Source organism: Paenibacillus sp. RC334 (assembly GCF_030034735.1).
Taxonomy (GTDB): domain Bacteria; phylum Bacillota; class Bacilli; order Paenibacillales; family Paenibacillaceae; genus Paenibacillus; species Paenibacillus terrae_A.
Map to the genome: position 1 here is coordinate 2,671,085 of NZ_CP125370.1, position 20,424 is coordinate 2,691,508.

21 protein-coding genes and 2 pseudogenes are annotated in these 20,424 nt (G+C 46.0%); 22 read left to right on the top strand and 1 reads right to left on the bottom strand.

What is annotated here, in order from left to right:
• Window positions 1-6 precede the first annotated feature (6 nt).
• The 4 genes and pseudogenes from QMK20_RS12305 to QMK20_RS12320 all read left to right on the top strand — a co-directional run bounded on the left by QMK20_RS12305 (window position 7) and on the right by QMK20_RS12320 (window position 3,727).
• Window positions 7-537 carry a helix-turn-helix transcriptional regulator gene (locus QMK20_RS12305; RefSeq protein WP_283655936.1) on the top strand — a complete coding sequence of 177 codons (531 nt, stop codon included), beginning with the start codon at window positions 7-9 and terminating at the stop codon, window positions 535-537.
• A 45-nt stretch (window positions 538-582) separates the two neighbouring features.
• Complete coding sequence (locus tag QMK20_RS12310) at window positions 583-1,884, top strand: ABC transporter substrate-binding protein (RefSeq protein WP_283655937.1); 1,302 nt, start codon at window positions 583-585, stop codon at window positions 1,882-1,884.
• A 92-nt stretch (window positions 1,885-1,976) separates the two neighbouring features.
• The gene (locus QMK20_RS12315) at window positions 1,977-2,855 is read left to right on the top strand and encodes a carbohydrate ABC transporter permease (protein WP_283655938.1); all 879 of its coding nucleotides are present in this window, start codon (window positions 1,977-1,979) and stop codon (window positions 2,853-2,855) included.
• A 28-nt stretch (window positions 2,856-2,883) separates the two neighbouring features.
• A pseudogene (locus QMK20_RS12320) lies at window positions 2,884-3,727 on the top strand (carbohydrate ABC transporter permease).
• A 400-nt stretch (window positions 3,728-4,127) separates the two neighbouring features.
• Here the strand turns inward: QMK20_RS12320 and QMK20_RS12325 are convergent.
• Window positions 4,128-4,733, bottom strand: a complete 606-nt coding sequence (locus tag QMK20_RS12325; RefSeq protein ID WP_283655940.1) for a biotin transporter BioY — start codon at window positions 4,731-4,733, stop codon at window positions 4,128-4,130.
• A gap of 83 nt (window positions 4,734-4,816) precedes the next feature.
• Here QMK20_RS12325 and QMK20_RS12330 point away from each other — a divergent pair, with 83 nt between their 5' ends.
• From QMK20_RS12330 to QMK20_RS12415, 18 genes and pseudogenes are all read left to right on the top strand, one after another.
• Complete coding sequence (locus QMK20_RS12330; RefSeq protein ID WP_283655941.1) at window positions 4,817-5,662, top strand: ATP-binding cassette domain-containing protein; 846 nt, start codon at window positions 4,817-4,819, stop codon at window positions 5,660-5,662.
• Window positions 5,663-5,686: 24 nt separating this feature from the next.
• Window positions 5,687-6,064, top strand: coding sequence for an ATP-binding cassette domain-containing protein (locus QMK20_RS12335; RefSeq protein WP_283655942.1), 378 nt, complete (start codon window positions 5,687-5,689; stop codon window positions 6,062-6,064).
• Window positions 5,970-7,472, top strand: a complete 1,503-nt coding sequence (locus QMK20_RS12340; RefSeq protein WP_283655943.1) for a CbiQ family ECF transporter T component — start codon at window positions 5,970-5,972, stop codon at window positions 7,470-7,472. Before QMK20_RS12335 ends, QMK20_RS12340 begins: the two co-directional genes overlap by 95 nt.
• Window positions 7,473-7,612: 140 nt before the next feature.
• Window positions 7,613-7,906 carry a hypothetical protein gene (locus QMK20_RS12345; protein ID WP_283655944.1) on the top strand — a complete coding sequence of 98 codons (294 nt, stop codon included), beginning with the start codon at window positions 7,613-7,615 and terminating at the stop codon, window positions 7,904-7,906.
• A gap of 165 nt (window positions 7,907-8,071) precedes the next feature.
• The gene (locus QMK20_RS12350; protein ID WP_283655945.1) at window positions 8,072-8,422 is read left to right on the top strand and encodes a VOC family protein; all 351 of its coding nucleotides are present in this window, start codon (window positions 8,072-8,074) and stop codon (window positions 8,420-8,422) included.
• Between the two features lie 368 nt (window positions 8,423-8,790).
• Entirely contained in the window at window positions 8,791-9,546 is a 756-nt protein-coding gene (locus QMK20_RS12355; protein ID WP_283655946.1) for a family 43 glycosylhydrolase, read from the top strand.
• Between the two features lie 82 nt (window positions 9,547-9,628).
• Complete coding sequence (locus tag QMK20_RS12360) at window positions 9,629-10,093, top strand: AbfB domain-containing protein (RefSeq protein ID WP_283655947.1); 465 nt, start codon at window positions 9,629-9,631, stop codon at window positions 10,091-10,093.
• Between the two features lie 97 nt (window positions 10,094-10,190).
• Window positions 10,191-11,831, top strand: a complete 1,641-nt coding sequence (locus tag QMK20_RS12365) for a glycoside hydrolase (RefSeq protein WP_283655948.1) — start codon at window positions 10,191-10,193, stop codon at window positions 11,829-11,831.
• Complete coding sequence (locus QMK20_RS12370) at window positions 11,726-12,028, top strand: RICIN domain-containing protein (protein WP_283655949.1); 303 nt, start codon at window positions 11,726-11,728, stop codon at window positions 12,026-12,028. Before QMK20_RS12365 ends, QMK20_RS12370 begins: the two co-directional genes overlap by 106 nt.
• A 226-nt stretch (window positions 12,029-12,254) precedes the next feature.
• Window positions 12,255-12,851, top strand: coding sequence for a DUF1349 domain-containing protein (locus QMK20_RS12375; protein ID WP_283655950.1), 597 nt, complete (start codon window positions 12,255-12,257; stop codon window positions 12,849-12,851).
• Window positions 12,852-13,114: 263 nt separating this feature from the next.
• The gene (locus QMK20_RS12380; protein WP_283655951.1) at window positions 13,115-13,972 is read left to right on the top strand and encodes a Cof-type HAD-IIB family hydrolase; all 858 of its coding nucleotides are present in this window, start codon (window positions 13,115-13,117) and stop codon (window positions 13,970-13,972) included.
• A gap of 268 nt (window positions 13,973-14,240) precedes the next feature.
• A pseudogene (locus QMK20_RS12385) lies at window positions 14,241-14,412 on the top strand (spore germination protein); the annotation flags it as partial.
• A gap of 313 nt (window positions 14,413-14,725) precedes the next feature.
• The gene (locus QMK20_RS12390; RefSeq protein WP_283655952.1) at window positions 14,726-15,739 is read left to right on the top strand and encodes a cation diffusion facilitator family transporter; all 1,014 of its coding nucleotides are present in this window, start codon (window positions 14,726-14,728) and stop codon (window positions 15,737-15,739) included.
• A gap of 23 nt (window positions 15,740-15,762) precedes the next feature.
• The gene (locus QMK20_RS12395; protein ID WP_283655953.1) at window positions 15,763-16,017 is read left to right on the top strand and encodes a hypothetical protein; all 255 of its coding nucleotides are present in this window, start codon (window positions 15,763-15,765) and stop codon (window positions 16,015-16,017) included.
• A gap of 51 nt (window positions 16,018-16,068) precedes the next feature.
• Window positions 16,069-16,392 carry a hypothetical protein gene (locus QMK20_RS12400; RefSeq protein WP_349361942.1) on the top strand — a complete coding sequence of 108 codons (324 nt, stop codon included), beginning with the start codon at window positions 16,069-16,071 and terminating at the stop codon, window positions 16,390-16,392.
• A gap of 344 nt (window positions 16,393-16,736) precedes the next feature.
• Window positions 16,737-18,338 carry an alpha-amylase family glycosyl hydrolase gene (locus tag QMK20_RS12405; protein WP_283655954.1) on the top strand — a complete coding sequence of 534 codons (1,602 nt, stop codon included), beginning with the start codon at window positions 16,737-16,739 and terminating at the stop codon, window positions 18,336-18,338.
• Window positions 18,339-18,655: 317 nt separating this feature from the next.
• A complete protein-coding gene (locus tag QMK20_RS12410) occupies window positions 18,656-19,642 on the top strand; it encodes an aldo/keto reductase (RefSeq protein ID WP_283655955.1) in 987 nt (328 codons plus the stop codon).
• 25 nt (window positions 19,643-19,667) lie between these two features.
• A complete protein-coding gene (locus QMK20_RS12415; RefSeq protein ID WP_283655956.1) occupies window positions 19,668-20,324 on the top strand; it encodes an aldo/keto reductase in 657 nt (218 codons plus the stop codon).
• Window positions 20,325-20,424: the final 100 nt, after the last annotated feature.

The following is a 20,424-nucleotide window of genomic DNA, read 5'->3' on the forward strand; positions in this document are numbered from 1 at the left end:
GGGTGGATGCTCACCCTCTACCGCAGGCTGATCCAGTTGATGGAGGATATGCGCCCTACGAAGGCTTCCAATCTCTTTGCTGCGGCGATCGCCTATATCGAGGAACATTATGCAGGCACAGAACTGTCCGCTGAGCAGGTTTCGGGCGGGGTATTCGTCGATCCCAGCTATTTGCGGCGCATCTTCCGCAAAGAGTCCGGCTTCTCCATAGTGGATCATATTACACACATCCGGATGAAGAAGGCCAAGGAACTCTTGCTGAACGGAAATCGGAAGCTGTCGGAAATCGCTGAAAGTGTCGGATACAGCGACCCCAATTATTTCAGCAAGTGCTTCAAAAAACGCTTTGGCATGACGCCGACTGAATATGAGCAACTCAAAAAAGGTAGCTGCCCTGCGAGGCAGGACAATCCAATTTACAGACAAGCGGTTCTCCTTATGGGAGGGCCGCTCGCTCTTTTGTCCCGTTTTTTACTGATAAGGCCCGTTTTATTCCTTAAAGAAGAGAAGAGGCAGGAGTATACTTTAGCCATGTAAATGAAAGCGCAATCAACAAGAAACACATGAGGGGGATATAAACAAATGAAAAAAACTTACAAACGTTGGAGTGCAGCATTGCTAGTGCTTACCATGTCCGTTGGATTGGCCGCTTGTGGCGGGGATAACTCAAGCTCCTCTGAGACGAAGGCGGGAGACGGAACGATCAAATTGAAGGTATATGCGCAGCATTTCGACGCCGATACCACCAAGCCGTTCGATTATGCAGTGGAAGAGCTCAAAAAGGAAATGCCAAACGTCGAGATTGAACTGGATTCTGCTGTTCAGGATGGATACCAGAAGCTGAAGACTTATGCGGCGACGGGAAACATGCCGGATATCTATTTCACGGATTGGCCGACCCTGCAAACTTTGGCGAAATCGAAAAATGTCGAGGTGCTGGACAAATATGACACAACGGCCCGATTCAAGGAGAATCTTAACCCGGGTGTTGAATCGCGTTTAGTAGCTCCAGACAATCATGTGTATGCTTATCCGGATACCGGTATTGAATTCCAGCTTCTCTATTACAATAAGTCGATTTTCGAGAAGGTCGGAATCAAAACGCCAATTAAGACGATAGAGCAGATGGCCGAAGCATCGAAAAAGTTGGAAGCTGCTGGTTATGTGCCCATGTCGATCTTTGCCAAGGAGAAGTGGATTACGACCGCTTTTTATAATGGGTTGGTCACAAGAGAGCAGCCACAAGGATTCGGAGCACTTGATCAGGAAGGTGTAAAAGCCTTGCCGGAAGCGTACGTAACAGCGGCACAACAGATGAAGCAATTGCAGGAAGCCGGATTGTTCGACGCGAACGCCACGAATACCAATTATGACCAGGCATCGTCCCTGTTCTATCAGGGCAAAGCTGCCATGTTCGTGAACGGACAATGGGAAATTTACAGCTCACAGGAAAAGCTGGGCGACCAGGTTGACTGGATGTATTGGCCTGCAAAGGATGAAGAAACCTACGAGAAGTCCAAATACTTCATCGATGGCGCGGGGGCGCCGCAGGGTTATGCAGTATCGCCGAGTAGCAAGAGTAAGGAAACGGCCGTAAAGGTAGCAGCATTCCTTGCAACAAAATCAGCCGAGTACAGATATACCCAACTCGGAAGTCCCATCATTTCGCCTAAGGTCGATAAGCAAATCGCCTCCAATGTTCCAGCAATGATGCAGCGGGTCGCCAAAGAGTTGCTGCCAAACGCCCAGAAATATGCTCAGCTTCTGAGTAATACTAAAATTCAGAACGTAATCAATGACAATACCCAGAATCTGTTAGTGAACGACTTCTCGGCAGAGGATTTTGTGAACAATTTGAACAGTACATTGGAGAAAGAAAACTGAGGAGAAAGAAAACTGATAATCCAGGGACAAGCAACCCTTGGCGGCATAAGTCGCTAGGGGGCTGTTCCGAAGATAAGGGGTGGAAGCAAGACATGAATAAATATTTGGGGAACAAACCGGCGCTGGCACTGTTTCTGCTCCCTGCTTTGATCCTGTACAGTGTGATCCTGATTTATCCGGTTCTGCAGACCGTTCTTCGTAGCTTTTATGATTGGGATGGCCTTAGTACGCCGACCTTTTCGGGATTGAGTAATTACCGGGAGCTGTTCTCCGATCCTCTACTTGCCAATTCGCTTAAGAACGGATTGATCTTTGCAATTGTGCTGGCGGTCTTTCAGATCGGATTGGGAACTCTATTGGCGCTGATCTGTGCGGACCCGCGTACGCGCGGGCGGAAAATACTGAAAACGGCTTATTTTATCCCGGTGGTTCTATCTGTAACCGTGGTATGCCAGCTGTGGATCGCAATCTACGACCCGACCCACGGTCTGATCAACCGGCTGTTCGATCTCTTGAATATCCCATATCAGCAAAATTGGCTGAGCTCTCCGACAACATCGATCATTGCCATCGCCTTCGTTAACGCCTGGCAGTTTATGGGGTATCAATTCTCCCTGCTATATGCAGGGGTAAAATCAGTACCCGAGGACTACTTTGAAGCCGCGACGATTGACGGTTGCAGCAAATGGAGGGCGCACCTGCATGTCACGCTTCCTTTAATGAGGGAAACGTACAAATTCTGCTTCATTATTGCGATTACCTCCGGAATAGGTGCCTTTGTGCAAATGCTAATTATGACAAACGGAGGACCTGGTACTACAAACTATACATTGACATTCATGATTTACCGCTATGCCTTTATGGAGAGCAATTATGGCTATGCATGTGCTGTATCCGTGTTGCTTGTGCTGATCTCGCTGCTGGCAACTGTAGTTATCAATAAGGTGTTCAACCGCGGACAAACCGCCTGATAAGGCGTGTATTGAAAAGGAGAACGAAATGAGTAAAACCGCTTTGGGCAAGTTCAGACAAGCTGTCCTGCAGATACCGCTGTGGCTGTATCTGATTGTTTCCGTCTATCCGTTGTTCTGGATGGTTTCCTACTCGTTGAAGAACAATGATGAGATTTTCGTCACCAACCCATTCGGACTACCAATGCATTTTCGTTACGAAAATTATATCAATGCCTGGACGCAATTTAATGTTCCCCGTTACTTTCTGAACAGTCTTGTCGTATCGATGATCTCGACTCTGTTCATCCTTTTGCTGGCTCTGATGTTTGCCTTTGCAGTTGCTCGCATGAGGTGGAGGTTTCGTTCTGCCGTACGGACTTATATGATCATAGGAATGTTTATGCCGCTGCAGGTTATCATGATACCACTGGCCATTCTGGTTCGCGATTTTCACCTTACGAATACGTATGGAGCTCTTATTCTTCCCTATATCGCAATTGGACTTCCTTTCTCGTCAATGGTTTTCTTTGGTTTTCTTGTAGGAATCCCTAAGGAGATCGAAGAGGCGGCATGCATAGATGGAGCTAGTATTTATAGCCTGTTCCTGAAGATCATTTTGCCGCTTGCCTTGCCTGCAATTGCGACTGTAGCCATTTTTCAGTTCTTGAACAACTGGAATGAGTTCACTTTGGCCTATATTCTGATTTCTGATGAGAACATGAAGACCTTGCCGCTAGGCTTGCTTTTCTTCCAGGGCTCCTACAGCACGGATTGGGGGGGCCATGGGGGCTGTTATGACTATAGCTTCCCTGCCGATGGTACTTGTCTATCTATTCTTGAGTGAACAAGTGGAGCGGGCGATGACAGTAGGTTCCGCTGTGAAAGGATAAAAGGAATTTGTGCGCAGACTGCCTGGGCTTGAGGATCAGAAAAAGATTATGATGAAAATGTACATGTGATCGTGGGCGATCAATAAAAACTTATATCATTAGCGGAAAAGGACAAGAATTGTATTCATAGCCCATTAGAAGGATTAACTAAAAAAAGAATCATGGATGTGCTAAAGACCAAACACTTGTTGTTTGGTCTTTAGCACACCCACCAATGAGCGGACCTAAGCGGAAGCGGATCCGGCCCATACTGCGCAAGCAAAGACGCCGTTCGTATGCTGACCAAGGCGCGGAAGGTCGATTCCCCGGATAGACATACTGATTGGTCAACATTTAGCCTTCAATATGTTTTTTGGCGGCTTATTTTTGCATACTCGGATCATTGTATATCCGAAATGGATCAGGTTGAAAGCCTTAGGAATCCGCTTGTACAACCGACGAATTCGTGTGGCCTGTCAGTCGTTGTGGGAGGGAAAACCGTTCGCACTGGTGCAATGATAATAGCAGCGAACAAGACTTTGACCAGATCCCCGATAATATAAGGATAGAAACCCTGAATCATGGCTTCGGAGAACGACATTTTATAGGCAAAGGCAAGCCAGGGCACACCTGAAACATAGATCAGCATTGAACCGAACAGCTCAAATACGATAAATGCCAGGAAGTAACCGAAGAAGCTTTTCAGTTTGATTCGAGCGAGTAGCCATCCAATCAGGAGAGCGGATATAGGCCACATCATGACGTATCCTCCTGTAGGACCCAGAAGAACGGCCAGCCCTCCGGTTCCATGCAGAAGAGGGAAGCCAAGTGCAGTCAAAATAACGACCAGAGCAATGCTTAGAAAACCGTACAATGGGCCCAGCAATCCTCCAGCCAGCATCACGGCAAGAGTCTGCAATGTAATCGGGACAGGTGAGAAACCGATCGGAATGCTTATGTAACCGAAAAGGACAAGTATGGCTGCCATGAGTGCGCTAAATACAATACCTCGCAAAGATAATTTCATGTTTGAACATTCCTTTCGATTTTGGTAGTCTTATTGTTAACCAAATAAATATAATTAGGTTAACGATTTGGATCGTACCACAAATGAATCAAAAGGGAAAGGACCCATTTGCGATGCAAGACGTTATACCATTAATCACGCTGGAGAATGCTCGTGTTCATTATGAGTCAGAGTCTGGACGTATTCGTAAGGCGGTTGATGGAGTTTCCCTGAGACTGCATGCAGGAGAATGGATCAGTGTTGTAGGAGCCAATGGAAGTGGCAAAAGTACGCTGGCCGGGCTGTTGATTGGGTTCACTCCGTTATCCGGTGGAGCAAGGCAGGCTTCCTCAGAACTTGTCGTTCGTGGAGTCCTGCAGCAGCCTGATGCGCAGGTGCTCGGTGACACCATTGAAGAGGAATTTCATTTCGCCTTATCGCCATTGCTTGGATCCGTAGACGAACAATTACGGCGTAGAGAACACGCATTACATACCGTAGGGCTTGACTTCCCGCCGGGAGCGGCAATCTCACAGCTTTCTGGAGGGCAAAAACAATTGCTCAACATTGCGGTAGCGCTGGCAGCCAAACCGGACGTACTCATTCTGGACGAACCAACAGCCATGCTGGATCCCGGAGCGAGAGAACGAATGGAAGCCATTGTGCATGCCGTTGTCCGCAAGGGGACGGCGGTAATCTGGATTACGCATCATCTGGAAGAAGCCACCTTGTGTGATCGAATCATTGCTATGGAACGAGGACGTTGTGTGTATGACGGAGTGCCTTCGTCCTTCTTTTATGGACGTGAGAAGGAGGTGATCGCTGCCAAAGAAGATGAGCAGCGATCACCTTGTGAGCGACTTGGGCTTGATCCACCTTTCACTGTGCAAACGGCGCTCCTGCTGAAGCAGCAAGGCATGCTTCGGCATGCCACCCCCACTGCGACCTGAGCAGCTGGTTAAGGAGGTAGCCTGTTGCATATCGAATTGAATCATTTAAGTGTAGCAGCGCCGGAACCCCATAAACGTGCACTGCTTCAAGATGTGTCCGTTACAATGAACAGTGGGGAAATCACCCTGCTGCTGGGTTGCACAGGGTCGGGAAAAACTACGCTGCTGCAAACGATAGCTGGCCTAAAACCACCAAATGAAGGGAGTATTCTGCTGGATGATGAGCCCTTCTGGCAAAACGAAAAAGTGCCGCAGTCTATTCTTTTGCGGATGGGGCTGGTATTTCAATTCCCGGAGCAACAACTGTTTGCCCGCAGCGTTCAGCGTGAATTCGCGTATTCTCTGCGTCCATATCGAATTACCGAGGAGCAAAAAAAAACGCCAAATTGCCAGTACCCTTGAACAGTGGGACCCGCCAGCAGGCAAAGAGTCGGAGCGGCGGTTCAATCTGGACAGATCGCCATTTGCACTGAGCGGAGGAGAACGGAGAAAACTTGGTCTTGCATTGGGAACCGCTGTCGAGCCGCATTGGCTGCTTCTGGATGAACCCAGCGCCGGATTGGAAGCGCAAAGTGTAGTGCTTCTGCTCAAAGCGCTGGATCAGCATCGGTATGCAGGTGGGGGAGCCGTTGTGGCTACGCACGACTTGGATACTTTTTTGCCGCGTGCGGATCGGGTTCTTTTGCTTCGGGAAGGGTGTCTGATCGCTGATCTGACGCCCAAAGAAATCCATTCACGGCCAGACCTGCTGGAGCAGGCTGGGCTTGGACTGCCACCTTCCATGCGATTGGCACAGCAATTCGCTGCGGCAGGTATTGAGCTGCCTTTTACCGCATTGACGCCGGAGGAGATGGCTGAACATATCGTTTTTTCCAGGTTACATGGATGGGATGTGGTGCAGGAGGTCAAGTCGGATGATGAGCTGCATGCAGCAGAAAAGATGGAACGGGAAAAGGTGCACACCCATGAATCGGCAACTTCTGCACTGGCTCAAGGTAATGAAGCCGCAGAAATTACTAATCTGGCATCCGCGGACAGCCAGGCAGTTTCAAGCATCGGATTGTACGGTGCCATGGACCCGCGTCTCAAATGGATTTTGTATATTTTGCTCGTGACTGCGTCGATGCTTCAACATCGCTGGCTGGGCCTGTCACTCACATTGGTGCCGGTAGCGCTGGCACTAGCTGCTCTGCCTCGACAAGCTCTGGCTGGCTGCGTGAAGTTAATGAAGCCTCTATTGTTGTTTTTTCTCATATCCACCGCTTTGTCAGGAACAACACTTTCAACAGAAAGGGACGGTCTCCAGTTCGGTTTCTCCCTGATGCAGGCGGAAGCTACTTTGCTGAATGTGTACCGTTTGTTTATTGTCACCTTGGCCAGTCTCTGGTTTTCGCTGACTACGCCTTATGGACGCATGGTGGAAGGATTGAATTGGGTGCTTGGTGTTGGCAAAAAATTGAGGCTTCCCGTTACCTCGTTTGCACTTGCCGTATCATTAATCTTTCGGTTCATCCCGATGATCTGGAGTGAATGGCAGCGATTCTCGCTGATTGTCCGGGCACGCGGCAAAGCTGCGCTACGACCGAACACGGTGCGGGTGCGGGATCTTGGACCGATGGTGATTCCCTTGCTGTTGTCGCTGTTTCAGCGTGCGGAAGACATGACGATTGCGATGGAAATGCGGAAAGTTAGAGAGCATTCCCTGCTTGGAGCACGTTCCGCCTTGCTGGTATGGTCCAAGCGGGATACGATGATCTGTATCATAGGCTTTATTGTTTTTGCGTTATTTATATCAATTCGGAACCTCTAAAGTGGAAAATTATTGAAACAGAACCAAACCTGAATCAGAGCCTGAAACGCAGTGTTTTTCAAACATCATGCATACATGAATTCGTTTTCGCTCAAAATAAGCTTGCTTTGATCGTCTCAAAGCGGATAGGAGGGGCAACGATGAAGGATAAATTTTTGCAGGAAGAAAGGCAAGAGTATACCGATGTATCTACGGTGGAGTCACAGCGAAATGATCTGGTTCTCGAAGAGTTCCCTGAAGGTCCTTACGGTTCAGCTCTGATGTCTGAATCTCTTGGAAAAAGCTCGCCGTGGCGAGTGGATCAGAGAACCGCGCATCGTTTTGATTATGAAAATCATGAGTTGCATGAGGAGGAAGTTCGGGATTATCCCGGCCAGGACGCTTATGACGAATCTGTTCCCAATAACGTGACCAAACCTCAATACCCAGAATGATTATGTCATGATATGATGTTATAAAATAGATGAAAGCCTCCGGCAGGAAAATCTTGCCGGGGGTATTTTTAGTTATGCTGTTCAAAAACAAACTTATGCAAATTCCACAATATGGGCTATCATAAGCGTAACCAAAGACGAGTTTATCGAAAAGGAGGGAATTGCATGAATCCCATTTTAAATCAAATTGGTACTGTGTTTATCCCTGTCAGTGACATTGAAAAAGCGCGCGATTGGTACTGCGAGATATTGGGGTTGCCTGCGGATGGAGAGATTTTATTTGGACATTTGTACATTGTTCCGATGAATGGAACACGTATTGTGCTGGACAGCAAGATCTATGCCGACAATCATACGTTTAAAACGCCGGCATTTCATTTTGATACTCATAATATTGAAGAAGCCTATGCATTTATGCAATCTAAAAATGTAAATATAACGACAAGCATAGAGCATGACCAATGGTTTAACTTTCAGGACCCTGACGGAAATCTGTTGATGGTATGCAAGTGTTAAATGAATAAATGGTAAGCCCTTGATTATGTTAGCCAGTCAGAGTCTCCAAACTTTCTTGCCGACCTACTATCAAACAGATCTTCATATGACTGCAAGAAAATCAGATGCAATCACCAGCTTAATTTCCTTAGCTTCCGTTGCGACAGCAAATTCAGTCATCTTGGATAGTATGAACCAGACAGAAGCCTAATAACAATATTAATGCAATCGCTTACATTTTATAAACATCCGTTCTGTAAAAGGAGGGTATGTCATATGATCACATGTTAGAACCTCAGGAAGTGAAGCGTTGGAAACCAAAGCTGGCCATCATCTAGCGTAAAGGAGAGAGCTCTATGTTAACTGTTATGAAAGAACGTACATGGTTATTGAAAACATGCGAGTCAGTATTCATCGTATTTCTTACAGCAATGATTCTGTGCGGCATTCTAAGCCCAAATACAGCGAGTGCAGCAACAAGTGTTTATACCATCTCGGCTTTTACCAATAGCAGCGAGTCCAATCTGTATATCTACCAATCCTATAATGCCACGAATTATGGCCTCCTTAAAAGCTCTGCATACACCCCGCCGGAGGACCTAATCCGCGATCCCAGCATCATAAAGCACACGGATGGCCTGTATTACGTGGTCTACACCACGAATTGGTCCGGCAATACGATCGGCATAGCGTCAAGCCCGGATAAGGTGAACTGGAATTTTGTCCGCAACATCCCATTATCCTTGCCTAGCGGAATCGCCCACACCTGGGCTCCCGAATGGTTCGTGGACAGTAATGGCAACTTGAATGTCATCGTGTCCCTATCGCCGGGCAACTATGAAAACTTCAGACCTTATGCCATTACGGCAGCAAACAGCAATCTTGCTTCTACGGCCTGGTCGGCTCCGGTCGAGCTTGCAGGCATTGCCCCAAATTACATCGACACTTTCATCGTTAAGACCGGATCAACTTATCATGCGTTTACAAAGAACGAAACAACCAAATACATCGAATATGCCATAGCGCCCTCTCTAACTGGCCCTTATACTTTCCAGGGCACCGGAGACTGGGCAAACTGGGGGGGCTTGGGTAGAAGATCCTGCACTGGTCCAGCTAGACAACGGAACATGGCGTATCTATTTTGACGGTTATTCCACGCAAAAATATTACTACAGCGACTCTTCTGATGGGTTCAAGACATGGACCGTGAAAAAGGAGCTCCCAGGTTTGACCGGATTAGTCCGACACATGACCGTGTTGAAAGAAACCGGGCAGCCGGGTGACGTCCGAGCGCTGGAGTCTTACAATATGCAGGGCAATTATATCCGACATTACAACTATCAGGCACGGAACGATAAGAACGTCAGCCCTGTGGAAGATTCGAAATTAAGAATTGTTCCAGGCCTTGCGGATGCTTCTGCCATCTCATTCGAATCTGTCAATTTCCCAGGATATTATCTACGCCATAAAAACGATCTGATCTACCTAGAAAAAAATGATGGCAGCTCAGCCTTCACAACGGATGCCACGTTTCGACGCAAGGACGGGCTTGCTAATGCGGCCTGGACGTCGTACGCATCATACAATTATACTGACCGCTACTTGAGACATTACAATAACCTGCTTCGCTTGGACCCGATCGTTACGACGATTGACAAATCGGACGCTACTTTCAAGGAGGATGCGAAATAATATTGAATGAACATTTTTGCAAACCATTTGATCTGTAAGAGGATCATGTACCCCATTTACTTTATACCAAATTCAAATTCATAAAGGAGTGAACGCAATGAATTGGTTCAAGCGAATGATTGCCTTGCTGATGGCAGGCAGTCTGGTTCTGAGCATCCTCGGAACGAAAACGTCCGCCGCAGGTTCTTATACAGCCGTGGCTGAACCCTCACAGCAGTATCAGACCATTGAAGGCTGGGGGACTTCGCTTGCGTGGTGGGGGAAGGTGGTTGGCTCATATTCCAATCGGGATGAGTATGCGGAAAAAATGTTCAGCCCAACGAATGGACTCGGCTTGAACGTCATCCGTTATAACATTGGAGGGGGGGAAAACCCGTCATCCAAATACCTGGAGTACCGAAAGGCCGTTCCGGGCTATCAGCCTTCGCAAGGGGTCTATGACTGGAATGCAGATGCCAATCAAAGATACATGCTTCAGGCAGCCAAATCCTACGGGGTCAACGTCTTCGAAGCGTTTGCGAACTCGGCTCCCTATTGGATGACGATCAGCGGCAGTGTATCGGGAGCTGCGAATGGCGTTAACAATCTCAAGCCGGAATATTATGATGATTTTGCCGATTACCTCACAGAGGTCGTCAAGCACTTTCGCGACGAATGGGGTATATCTTTTGACACAGTGACTCCGCTTAATGAGCCGGTCTCGACATGGTGGAAGCTCGGTAACGATCAGGAGGGAATGCACTTTGATCGAGCGGAGCAGAACACTATACTGGGACAAGTGCAATCTTCTCTCACGGCCAAAGGGTTATCTACCAGGCTGAGCGCACCGGAGGAATACAATTTGGAGGATTCAACCACTTCCTTCGCCGGATACAGCCCGGCTGTGAAGTCGGCCATCGCGCAGATCAATACCCATACGTATGGGGGGAACAATCGAACGGCGCTTCGCAATGCGGCCACCTCGGACAACAAACATCTATGGACTTCCGAGTATGGGGACGGGGACGCCAGTGGATTGACGATGTCACGGACGATCCTAAAGGACATACGCAATATGGGCGCAAGTGCCTGGGTTTACTGGCAGGCAGTTGACAGTGCTGAGGGATGGGGATTTTTCAAGAACATACTTAATGACACACAGACGACCAGCTACACTGTGAATCAGAAATATTATGTGATGGGCAATTACAGTAAGTTCATTCGCCCGGGGTACAAAATCATCGGTATGACTGACGCCAATACGCTTGCTGCTTACGATGCATCTTCAGGCAAACTTGTTTTGGTAATCACCAATTCAGAACCTACAGATACGACCGTTACGTATGATCTGAGCCGCTTTACTTCGACAGGTGCGTCTGCCCAGGTGTTCCGGACATCCTCTAGCGAGAATCTCAAGACACTGGCGAACATCGCGGTACAGGACAAAAAGTTAACAGTAACAGCAAAAGCGGGTTCGGTCACGACCTACGTCATATCCGGCATGTCTTACATGGACAGCATCGGATACGATTCCAATGCCATCTATAAGCTGATCAACCGCAAGAGTGGTCTCGCATTGGATGTGAACGGAGCATCGACCACGGGCGGTGCTTCGATTGTTCAGTGGAATGATAACGGAGGAACCAACCAGCAATGGAAGCTGGAAGCGACAGGAAAAGGTTTTTACAAGCTTCGGAACGTCGGCAGTGGCTTGCTGCTGGATGTAAATCAAAGCTCCATTCAAGGGGGGCCTCCCTGATCCAGTGGCAGGATAATGGAAATAATAACCAGCAGGGGCTGCCGGTAGACGTCGGGGGCTACCTTGTTCTGGTTAACCGCAATAGTGGCCTGACGATGGATGTTAATCAGGGGGCTGTAACCGCAGGTGCGGCAGTCAATCAATGGGCCGATAATGGGGGCTCCAATCAGCAATGGAATCTCGTGAAAATAAATTAGGCTAAGTTGAGCCCACAAGTAGGTAAGCCAATACAATACTTCAAGTTCAAAAAGAAAAGCAAAACTCCTTCCTCAATAATTAAGTTATTACGAACTAATAAATGGTCCCTTTCATTTCCTTATTATTATATGAGCCAGCACTTATTTTATATTTATAAGCGAAATGGATGTAAGTATAATGGGATTATATTTATACAGATTAATTCAAATGGGGGAATGCATTCATATGAGTTATAATTTGTTTCAGCCTGAGATAAGAGAAAATTTGAAGTGGATGAATGAACCCGAGCACTGGGAATACACCAAAGAAGATGGATTGATCATTGATGCACCGGCTAAAGTTGATTTTTTCAAGGATCCTGGAGGAAAGCATGTAGCCCATTCGGCTCCTTTCCTACATCTCCAGGTTGATACGTCATTTCAGCTTACGACACAGCTTCAGGTAGACATGCGTCATCTTTATGATTCAGGGTGCTTAATGTTGATGGCGGACGAGAACAATTGGGCTAAACTATGTTATGAATTTAACGGTGATTATGCTACGATTGTGTCTGTTGTAACAAAGAATGGCTCCTCCGATGATTGTAATTCTGAGCGCGTTGTGGTTGAAAACCCACATTTAAGAATCACGAAAATTGGGAGCATTATTTCATTTTACTATTCGCCCGATGGTGAGGATTGGAAGTTAGTCCGCTACTTTGGAATGGAAATTGCTGATCAGTTTATAGCAGGTGCACTGGCCCAGTCACCAATGGGATCAGGTTGCCGGGTCAATTTTAAATATTTAAACTTAACGATTCCCAATGAGGATAGCAGGTTTTAGGCATAAAAGAAGTCGCCATTTTGGCGGCTTTTTTGTTTTAACGATATAAGTTTCTTCTCCGAGTCTCAGGAAAGAGCTTCATTTACTAGAAGTTGTCGAGCAGCCAGGTTTAAAGTACCAAAGAACATAATGATGATCCCGTTCGGCAGATCAAAAAAAGATTTGACATGTAATGCGTTACACAAATTACAGTGTAATTGTAGAACATAACGACAATCATCTCATAAAACATCATTCGTTTAAACAAGGGAGACAGCATACTAATGGATAGAGATACTCAAAAAATTGTATTTATCGACATTGATGGAACACTTGTCGGTGATGACGGTATGGTGCCTGAATCGGCACAAAAAGCCTGCAAAATAGCACGCGAGAATGGTCATCTGCTTTATCTGTGTACAGGTCGTTCGAAAGCTGAAATCTACGACGCTATTTGGAATATCGGATTTGATGGTCTCATTGGAGCAGGAGGGGGATATGTAGAATCCGGAGATGAGATTCTTTATCATAAAAAAGTCACGCCTGAGGATGTTCGGCAAATGGTGGATTTCTTTAATACACATGGAATTGATTTTTATCTGGAGTCCAATTCGGCGCTCTATGCTAGCCAGAAATTAAGACCTCATCTGGAGAGGCGGATCTATGGAGATGTTGAGAACGACCCTGCAGCCAGAGAAAAAATGGAGCGTTCCCCCCACCCATTTATCGCGGGTTTGACATATGGAGAGACTGATTTGTATAAAGACGATGTCAATAAGGTTTGCTTTCTGGAAAGTGATGTACCCTTTGAACGCATCAAGGAGGAATTCCAGGGGAAATTTGAGGTCATCCAGTGCACCGTTCCGATCTTTGGTAAGGACAGTGGGGAAATGATGATTCCTGGTATTCACAAGGCAATCGCCATTGCTGATTTGCTGAATCATTTGGGCCTGCCCCAGGAACAGACGATTGCCATTGGAGATGGAATGAACGATGCCGAGATGCTCGAATATTGCGCCCTAGGCATTGCTATGGGTAATGCAAAGCCGGGTTTGATGGAAATTGCAGATGATATTACTGACAACGTTGAGGAAGATGGATTGTATAAAAGCTTTGTAAAATACGGTTTGATATTTGAATAATAACCGTGTTTGCCTCTTTGCAAGCGAAGATTATGCAAATTTGGGACATGGACAGGCGCCTATACTCTATAATTGCTGGTCATTTATGTACAATCGAAATGTGGAAGAGAATGGTATAGTTGGTGTATGTCGATCAGACCCTTCATAAAAAGGAGGAGTTAGCCCATGATCAAAAACATAATGAATTGGGAGACAGGCAAGTGGATTAGGAATTAAGCGCATATTTTGTTCCATGAAGCTTGAGGACTTGTCCTCAAGCTTTTTTTAGTATCCTCCTCTTCCTCAGGTGCGCTACACCGAACGGCCAGATACCGCTGTGACTGCTCTGCTGGATGGAAAGATTATCGTAATGGTAAATGGAACCTCCAACAATATTGATATGTCCGGGAATTTTTTTTGAATTTCTCGCGTCCAGTGAGAACTACTATCAGCAAACAATCATCATGATATTTATATTGACAAATTTATTTTCGTGATTTTTTAAAGTGAAAAATTACCGTATTTTAACCTTTCCCATAGCATATATCTGCTTACTTCTCTCGGTTACCATGTACCACGATCAAGCGTCCTTTAACAAAGACAAGCCCGTGAGTTCAATAATAAAACGAGACATGGAGATCAAAAAATACAACTGTTTACATTTCATATTATTCTTGCAGACTACATTTGTATTACTTATAATATATGAATAAGTGCTCATATATTAATTTCGATTGTAAATCATCAAAATTTTATAGAGGAGAGGGCAGGTAGATGAGTAAGAAAAGTCACACACACGACCGTAATACGGCATACGAACATGACTGCAACCAACATCATCAACATAATCATTCTAAAGGCAGTGAGCATTCACATGCTCACGGGCATGGGCATTCCCATAGCCACGGGCATTCTCATGGACATGGAGCGAACAAAAATGCTCTAAAGTTATCATTCTTTTTAATTGCTGGTTATATGATCATTGAATTTATTGGTGGAGTGCTGACGAACAGCCTGGCACTATTATCTGATGCGGGGCATATGTTGAGTGATGCGGGTGCATTGGGGTTAAGTTATCTCGCGATGACCTGGGGACAACGGCAAGCGAGCATGTCAAAGACGTTTGGATACAAACGATTTGAAGTACTGGCCGCTTTTATTAATGGCTTAGCACTTGCCCTGATATCGATTTATATTTTCTGGGAAGCTTTCAAACGGCTTTCTGACCCGCCTGGAATCATGACTTCAGGAATGCTGATCATCGCAGTGCTTGGCTTGCTCGTCAATATAGCTGCTGCTTTTATCCTTACGAGGGGAGATACATCTGAAAATCTCAATATTCGCAGTGCCTTTCTACATGTAATAGGGGATTTGTTAGGTTCTGTAGGTGCGATTGTGGCGGCATTGCTGATTATGTTCTTCGGCTGGAATTTGGCTGATCCGATCGCCAGTATTTTGGTGGCGGTTCTGGTGATTATCAGTGCTTATCGGGTAACTCGGGATTCTATTCATATTCTGATGGAAGGTACGCCGCTAAATATGAACACAGATCAAATTAAGCAATCCCTGCTTGATCTTGAGTATGTTGTAGAAGTGCACGACCTTCATGTATGGGCGTTATCATCAGATGTTCCGTTGCTGAGTTGCCATATCATCATTCAAGATCCAAAGTACAGTATTGTTGTGCTGGAGCGGGCACAGAGGTTGTTGAAAGAACGATACGAGATCAAGCATATTACAATACAGATTGATAGACCGGGAATCCCGTGTCATATTGAACATCATTAGCAAGAAACTCAGAAGAGATCTACGTGATGTGGGTCTCTTCTGCTGTTTCCAGTCTGGGAAATAAATACAGACTAGAACAAGCTACGTTTAGTAGTAAGAAGCAAATGATCGAACTGCTGATTACGAGCGGCGAGGAACCTATGCGCAAAATGATAATGCGGGAGATCCCTGTGCGCCACGCGTGGATCATCTGCACATCATTCATGCAGTGGAAGGCACTGCTTACTGTTCCGAATGCTGTGGCAGTGAAGATTCACGATTTGATTATTTGTAGATAACATATATCTGCAAAGTCTTTATAATATTCATGTAAAAAGGAGACTGAGACAATGTACAGCGAACCCTTTACCAATCAATGGAACTCGGGAACGTATGATGATAAGCTGAATTTAGTAGCTGAGCTGGGAGCAGGCCGGCTTCCGTGTCACGTTGGCTTAGCACTTCGACAGACCCACTTCGCTCAGGACAGATACTGGGGTTCGGGGCTGGCTGGACAAGTTCGCCGATTATTTCTTCTTGGACGTCACCCCGCAGACAAAGCATCCATCTACCGCGCCATTGAGGCAAAGGTCAAGCCATCCATAGACCTGGGAGGTCAATGGATGGCCGACACCAGCCGATTGCGCATCGTAGCCATCAAGGAACTCGCTTAAGTAGGACATATATGGATGTACTTGATTTACCTTGAAAGGGAAGCACCCCACTACAGCAGAAATGCTGTAGGGGTGTTTTTTTATGGTTTATCGCCAATTCAGTCTTCTCATAGCACTCTATAGTGATTCTGATTATGACGATAAGTAGTCTAAAAGTAGCGTTCTGTGAAGGATATCTCCTTGTATGGCTCCGAAATGCCACCTCATCACTTGCAGTTGAATACAGAGATAAAACAAGAAGAGCGATATTTTCCACCAAAATAGATAATAATATACCCCCTTTCTTGGATTTTTTATCTTTATAATGAAGACGCATCCATAACAATCAAAGGAGTTGATATGTTTTGACACGTAACAAATGCTTAAGAAGATTGTCCACCGCCATGTTAACGGTGCCTATGCTCACGATGTTCGCTTCAGGTGCAATGGCCGAGCAGGAAATGAACGGACATAAGCCTCCGGTTTCTACTGGAAGCGGCGTGTTTTATGAAATTTATATTAATTCTTTTTATGATTCGAATGGAGATGGACATGGTGATTTGAAAGGAATTACACAAAAGCTTGATTACTTAAACGACGGCAACCCCCGTTCGGGCAAGGATCTGCAGATCAGCGGCCTCTGGCTCATGCCCCTAAATCCGTCTCCAAGCTACCATAAATACGATGTAACCGACTACTATCAGGTCGATCCGCAGTATGGTAATCTGAATGATTTCCGCACCTTGATGAAAGAAGCGGACCGAAAGGGCATCAAGGTGATTATGGACCTTGTTATTAATCATTCGAGCAGTGAGCACCCTTGGTTCAAAGAAGGTAGCGTCAACCCGCAAAGCAAATACCACGACTATTACGTATGGGCAGATAAGAACACAGATCTGGATGAAAAAGGCTCGTGGGGACAACAGGTATGGCATAAGAATCCGAATGGTGAAGGGTATTTCTACGGCACGTTCTGGTCGGGAATGCCGGATTTGAACTTCGACAATCTCGAAGTTCGCAAAGAAATGATCAAGGTTGGCAAGTATTGGCTACAGCAAGGTGCAGACGGGTTCCGGCTTGACGCGGCGATGCACATTTTTAAAGGACAGACGAAGGAGGGTGCCGATAAAAACATCGCCTGGTGGAATGAGTTCCGTTCCGAGATGGAGAAGGTAAATCCAAATGTATATCTAGCGGGGGAGGTATGGGACAAACCGGAGACAATAGCTCCTTACTACGGACCACTTCACTCCCTGTTTAATTTTGACCTGGGCGGAACGATTTTGAACTCTATAAAAAATGGTCAGGATCAGGGTATTGCGACATTCGCCGAGAAAACGCTGAAATTGTATAAATCGTACAATAAGGCGGCACTCGATGCTCCATTCCTGAGTAACCATGACCAGACCCGTGTCATGAGTGAGCTGGGCGGGGATGTGCGAAAAGCCAAGCTGGCCGCTTCGATTCTTTTGACGTTGCCAGGGCAGCCGTTCCTTTATTACGGGGAAGAAATCGGCATGAAGGGAGAGAAGCCCGATGAGTATCTACGGGAGCCTATGCGCTGGTACAAAGGAGATGGCCCCGGTCAAACGACGTGGGAGGAACCCAAATACAACACAGGCGAAGTATCGGTCGAAGCGCAGCTACGCGACGATGATTCCCTGCTGGAAAGCTACCGCTCGCTCATCCGTCTGAGGGAAGAACATGAAGCCCTCCGCAGCGACAGTTTGGAACCGATCCAAGCAGGTTCTGCCAGCGTAACTGCATTTAAACGCACTTCAGGCAAAGAAACATTGTATGTATATCATAACCTGTCCGGAGAGCCGGTTACCCTGCAGATCAAAGATTGGGATAAGGGCAAGTGGAAAGTGGTCTTCTCCACCTCGAAGGATATGAAGGTGAAGAAAGGAACGGTCGTGATTCCAGCCTACGGTTCTCTGATTACCAAAGAAGACAGAAAGAGCTGAACATACGTAAACTAACCGTTCAAATGAAGCGGGATATATACCGATGAATTCGTGTTGGGGTGTTTCAGGAATAGGGCATCTACATTATTTATTCATTTTGTATAAATAAAAATGAACCAGAAACGAACGATCACATCCTCATCTAACCCCTGATTCCTGAAGTTCTAAGAGAATTAGGCAATCATTTAAGACAAATGATATAACGATCTACAGTACAGTTACTGCATAATTGATTTACACCCTATCAAATTAACTGATATATGGCATTGGTTTGAAACTAAGTTGGTCAATTCGTTCATTGGAAAGGAAGAGGAATAATGCAAAAACGAACGCTTGGGAAAAGCGATCTGAACGTATCCTCAATCGGTCTCGGCTGTATGGGAATGAGCTATGGTTATGGACCTGCTCTGGATAAGCAGGAAATGATCTCCGTTATTCGAGATGCCGTTGAACGTGGTGTTACTTTTTTTGATACCGCTGAAGTATACGGACCATATACCAATGAGGAGCTTGTCGGGGAAGCACTACTTCCTGTTCGGGATCAGATAGTCATTGCAACCAAGTTTGGCTTTAACATTCAGGATGGCAAACAGGCAGGGATGAACAGCCGGCCTGAGCATATTAAGAAGGTTGCCGAGGAATCCTTAAAACGTCTCAATACCGACGTGATTGATCTCTACTATCAACATCGTGTTGATCCCGATGTGCCAATCGAGGAAGTAGCAGGAGCAGTGCAGGATCTGATCCGGGAAGGAAAAGTTAAGCATTGGGGTCTATCCGAGGCTGGTGTGAAGACGATCCGCCGGGCACATGCAGTTCAGCCGCTCACTGCAGTGCAGAGCGAATACTCTCTGTGGTGGAGACGTCCTGAAGAAGAGCTTTTGCCAACTCTGGAGGAGTTGGGTATAGGTTTTGTTCCGTTCAGTCCTCTAGGTAAGGGATACTTAACGGGGAGCTTCGATGCCAATACCTCCTTTTCGGAGGGAGATTTTCGCAATACTCTTCCGCGCTTTACGCAGGAGGCGCTTGAGGCCAACCAGGCACTCGTAGATCTGCTAAAAGAAGTAGCGGAGCAGAAAAATGCGACACCTGCCCAAATTGCACTGGCCTGGCTGCTCTCTCAAAAACCGTGGATTGTTCCGATTCCTGGTACACGTAAATTAAGCCGCCTGAAAGAAAACTTGGGAGCGGCTAATATAGAACTTACCTCGGAAGATTTGATGAAAATCGATTCTGTTGCATCAAAAATCATACTGATGGGTGACCGATATCCAGAGGAATTGGAAAGAAGAACAGGCCTCTGAGTGCTCAACGACAGGAGGAGTTCGTATGAACAAAGTAATTCTGAACAATGGTGTTGAAATGCCAATACTTGGTTTTGGTGTTTATCAAATTAAAGATGCGAATGAGTGTGAACAATCTGTTTACGATGCTATTATGGCAGGCTACCGTCACCAACCATTCGGAGATGTATATGGTTCCTGGCGTGCGATGGAGGAATTGTATCGCGAGGGAAAAATCAAAGCCATTGGCGTGAGTAACTTCCAGATGGACCGTCTGGTTGACTTGATTGTCCATAATGAAGTCACGCCTGCAGTAAACCAGGTCGAAACGCATCCTTTCTGTCAGCAAATCCATAGTGCTGAACTTATGCAAGAGTACAATGTTCAGATTGAGTCCTGGGGACCCTTTGCAGAAGGAAGAAACAACATGTTTCAGAATGACGTTTTAACATCACTGGCTCAAAAGTACAACAAATCTGTTGCGCAGGTCATTTTACGCTGGTTGACGCAAAGAGAAGTTGTGGTAATTCCAAAATCGGTTCACAAAGAAAGAATTATTGAAAACTTCAATATCTTTGACTTTGAATTAAGTCAGGAAGATATGGAGAAGATGGCAATGTTAGATACAAAACAAAGCAGCTTCTTCTCGCATAATGATCCAGAAATGGTCAAAGCGCTTGGAAACAGAAGATTTGAGGATTAGTAGCTTCATCTCTATAACACGAAGTGCATTCACTACGCTTCACCTGAAGAAGAGAAGAAGTATACTTTTTCTCAAAATGTCGAGAATTCCCGTCTTTTTG

Excerpts from the sequence above, each read along its gene's own strand:
- QMK20_RS12305 (WP_283655936.1), top strand. The coding sequence starts at position 7 with ATGCTCACCCTCTACCGCAGGCTGATCCAGTTGATGGAGGATATGCGC.
- QMK20_RS12310 (WP_283655937.1), top strand. The coding sequence starts at position 583 with ATGAAAAAAACTTACAAACGTTGGAGTGCAGCATTGCTAGTGCTTACC.
- QMK20_RS12315 (WP_283655938.1), top strand. The coding sequence starts at position 1,977 with ATGAATAAATATTTGGGGAACAAACCGGCGCTGGCACTGTTTCTGCTC.
- QMK20_RS12325 (WP_283655940.1), bottom strand. The coding sequence starts at position 4,733 with ATGAAATTATCTTTGCGAGGTATTGTATTTAGCGCACTCATGGCAGCC.
- QMK20_RS12330 (WP_283655941.1), top strand. The coding sequence starts at position 4,817 with ATGAATCAAAAGGGAAAGGACCCATTTGCGATGCAAGACGTTATACCA.
- QMK20_RS12345 (WP_283655944.1), top strand. The coding sequence starts at position 7,613 with ATGAAGGATAAATTTTTGCAGGAAGAAAGGCAAGAGTATACCGATGTA.
- QMK20_RS12350 (WP_283655945.1), top strand. The coding sequence starts at position 8,072 with ATGAATCCCATTTTAAATCAAATTGGTACTGTGTTTATCCCTGTCAGT.
- QMK20_RS12365 (WP_283655948.1), top strand. The coding sequence starts at position 10,191 with ATGAATTGGTTCAAGCGAATGATTGCCTTGCTGATGGCAGGCAGTCTG.
- QMK20_RS12370 (WP_283655949.1), top strand. The coding sequence starts at position 11,726 with ATGGAAGCTGGAAGCGACAGGAAAAGGTTTTTACAAGCTTCGGAACGT.
- QMK20_RS12375 (WP_283655950.1), top strand. The coding sequence starts at position 12,255 with ATGAGTTATAATTTGTTTCAGCCTGAGATAAGAGAAAATTTGAAGTGG.
- QMK20_RS12380 (WP_283655951.1), top strand. The coding sequence starts at position 13,115 with ATGGATAGAGATACTCAAAAAATTGTATTTATCGACATTGATGGAACA.
- QMK20_RS12390 (WP_283655952.1), top strand. The coding sequence starts at position 14,726 with ATGAGTAAGAAAAGTCACACACACGACCGTAATACGGCATACGAACAT.
- QMK20_RS12400 (WP_349361942.1), top strand. The coding sequence starts at position 16,069 with ATGTACAGCGAACCCTTTACCAATCAATGGAACTCGGGAACGTATGAT.
- QMK20_RS12410 (WP_283655955.1), top strand. The coding sequence starts at position 18,656 with ATGCAAAAACGAACGCTTGGGAAAAGCGATCTGAACGTATCCTCAATC.
- QMK20_RS12415 (WP_283655956.1), top strand. The coding sequence starts at position 19,668 with ATGAACAAAGTAATTCTGAACAATGGTGTTGAAATGCCAATACTTGGT.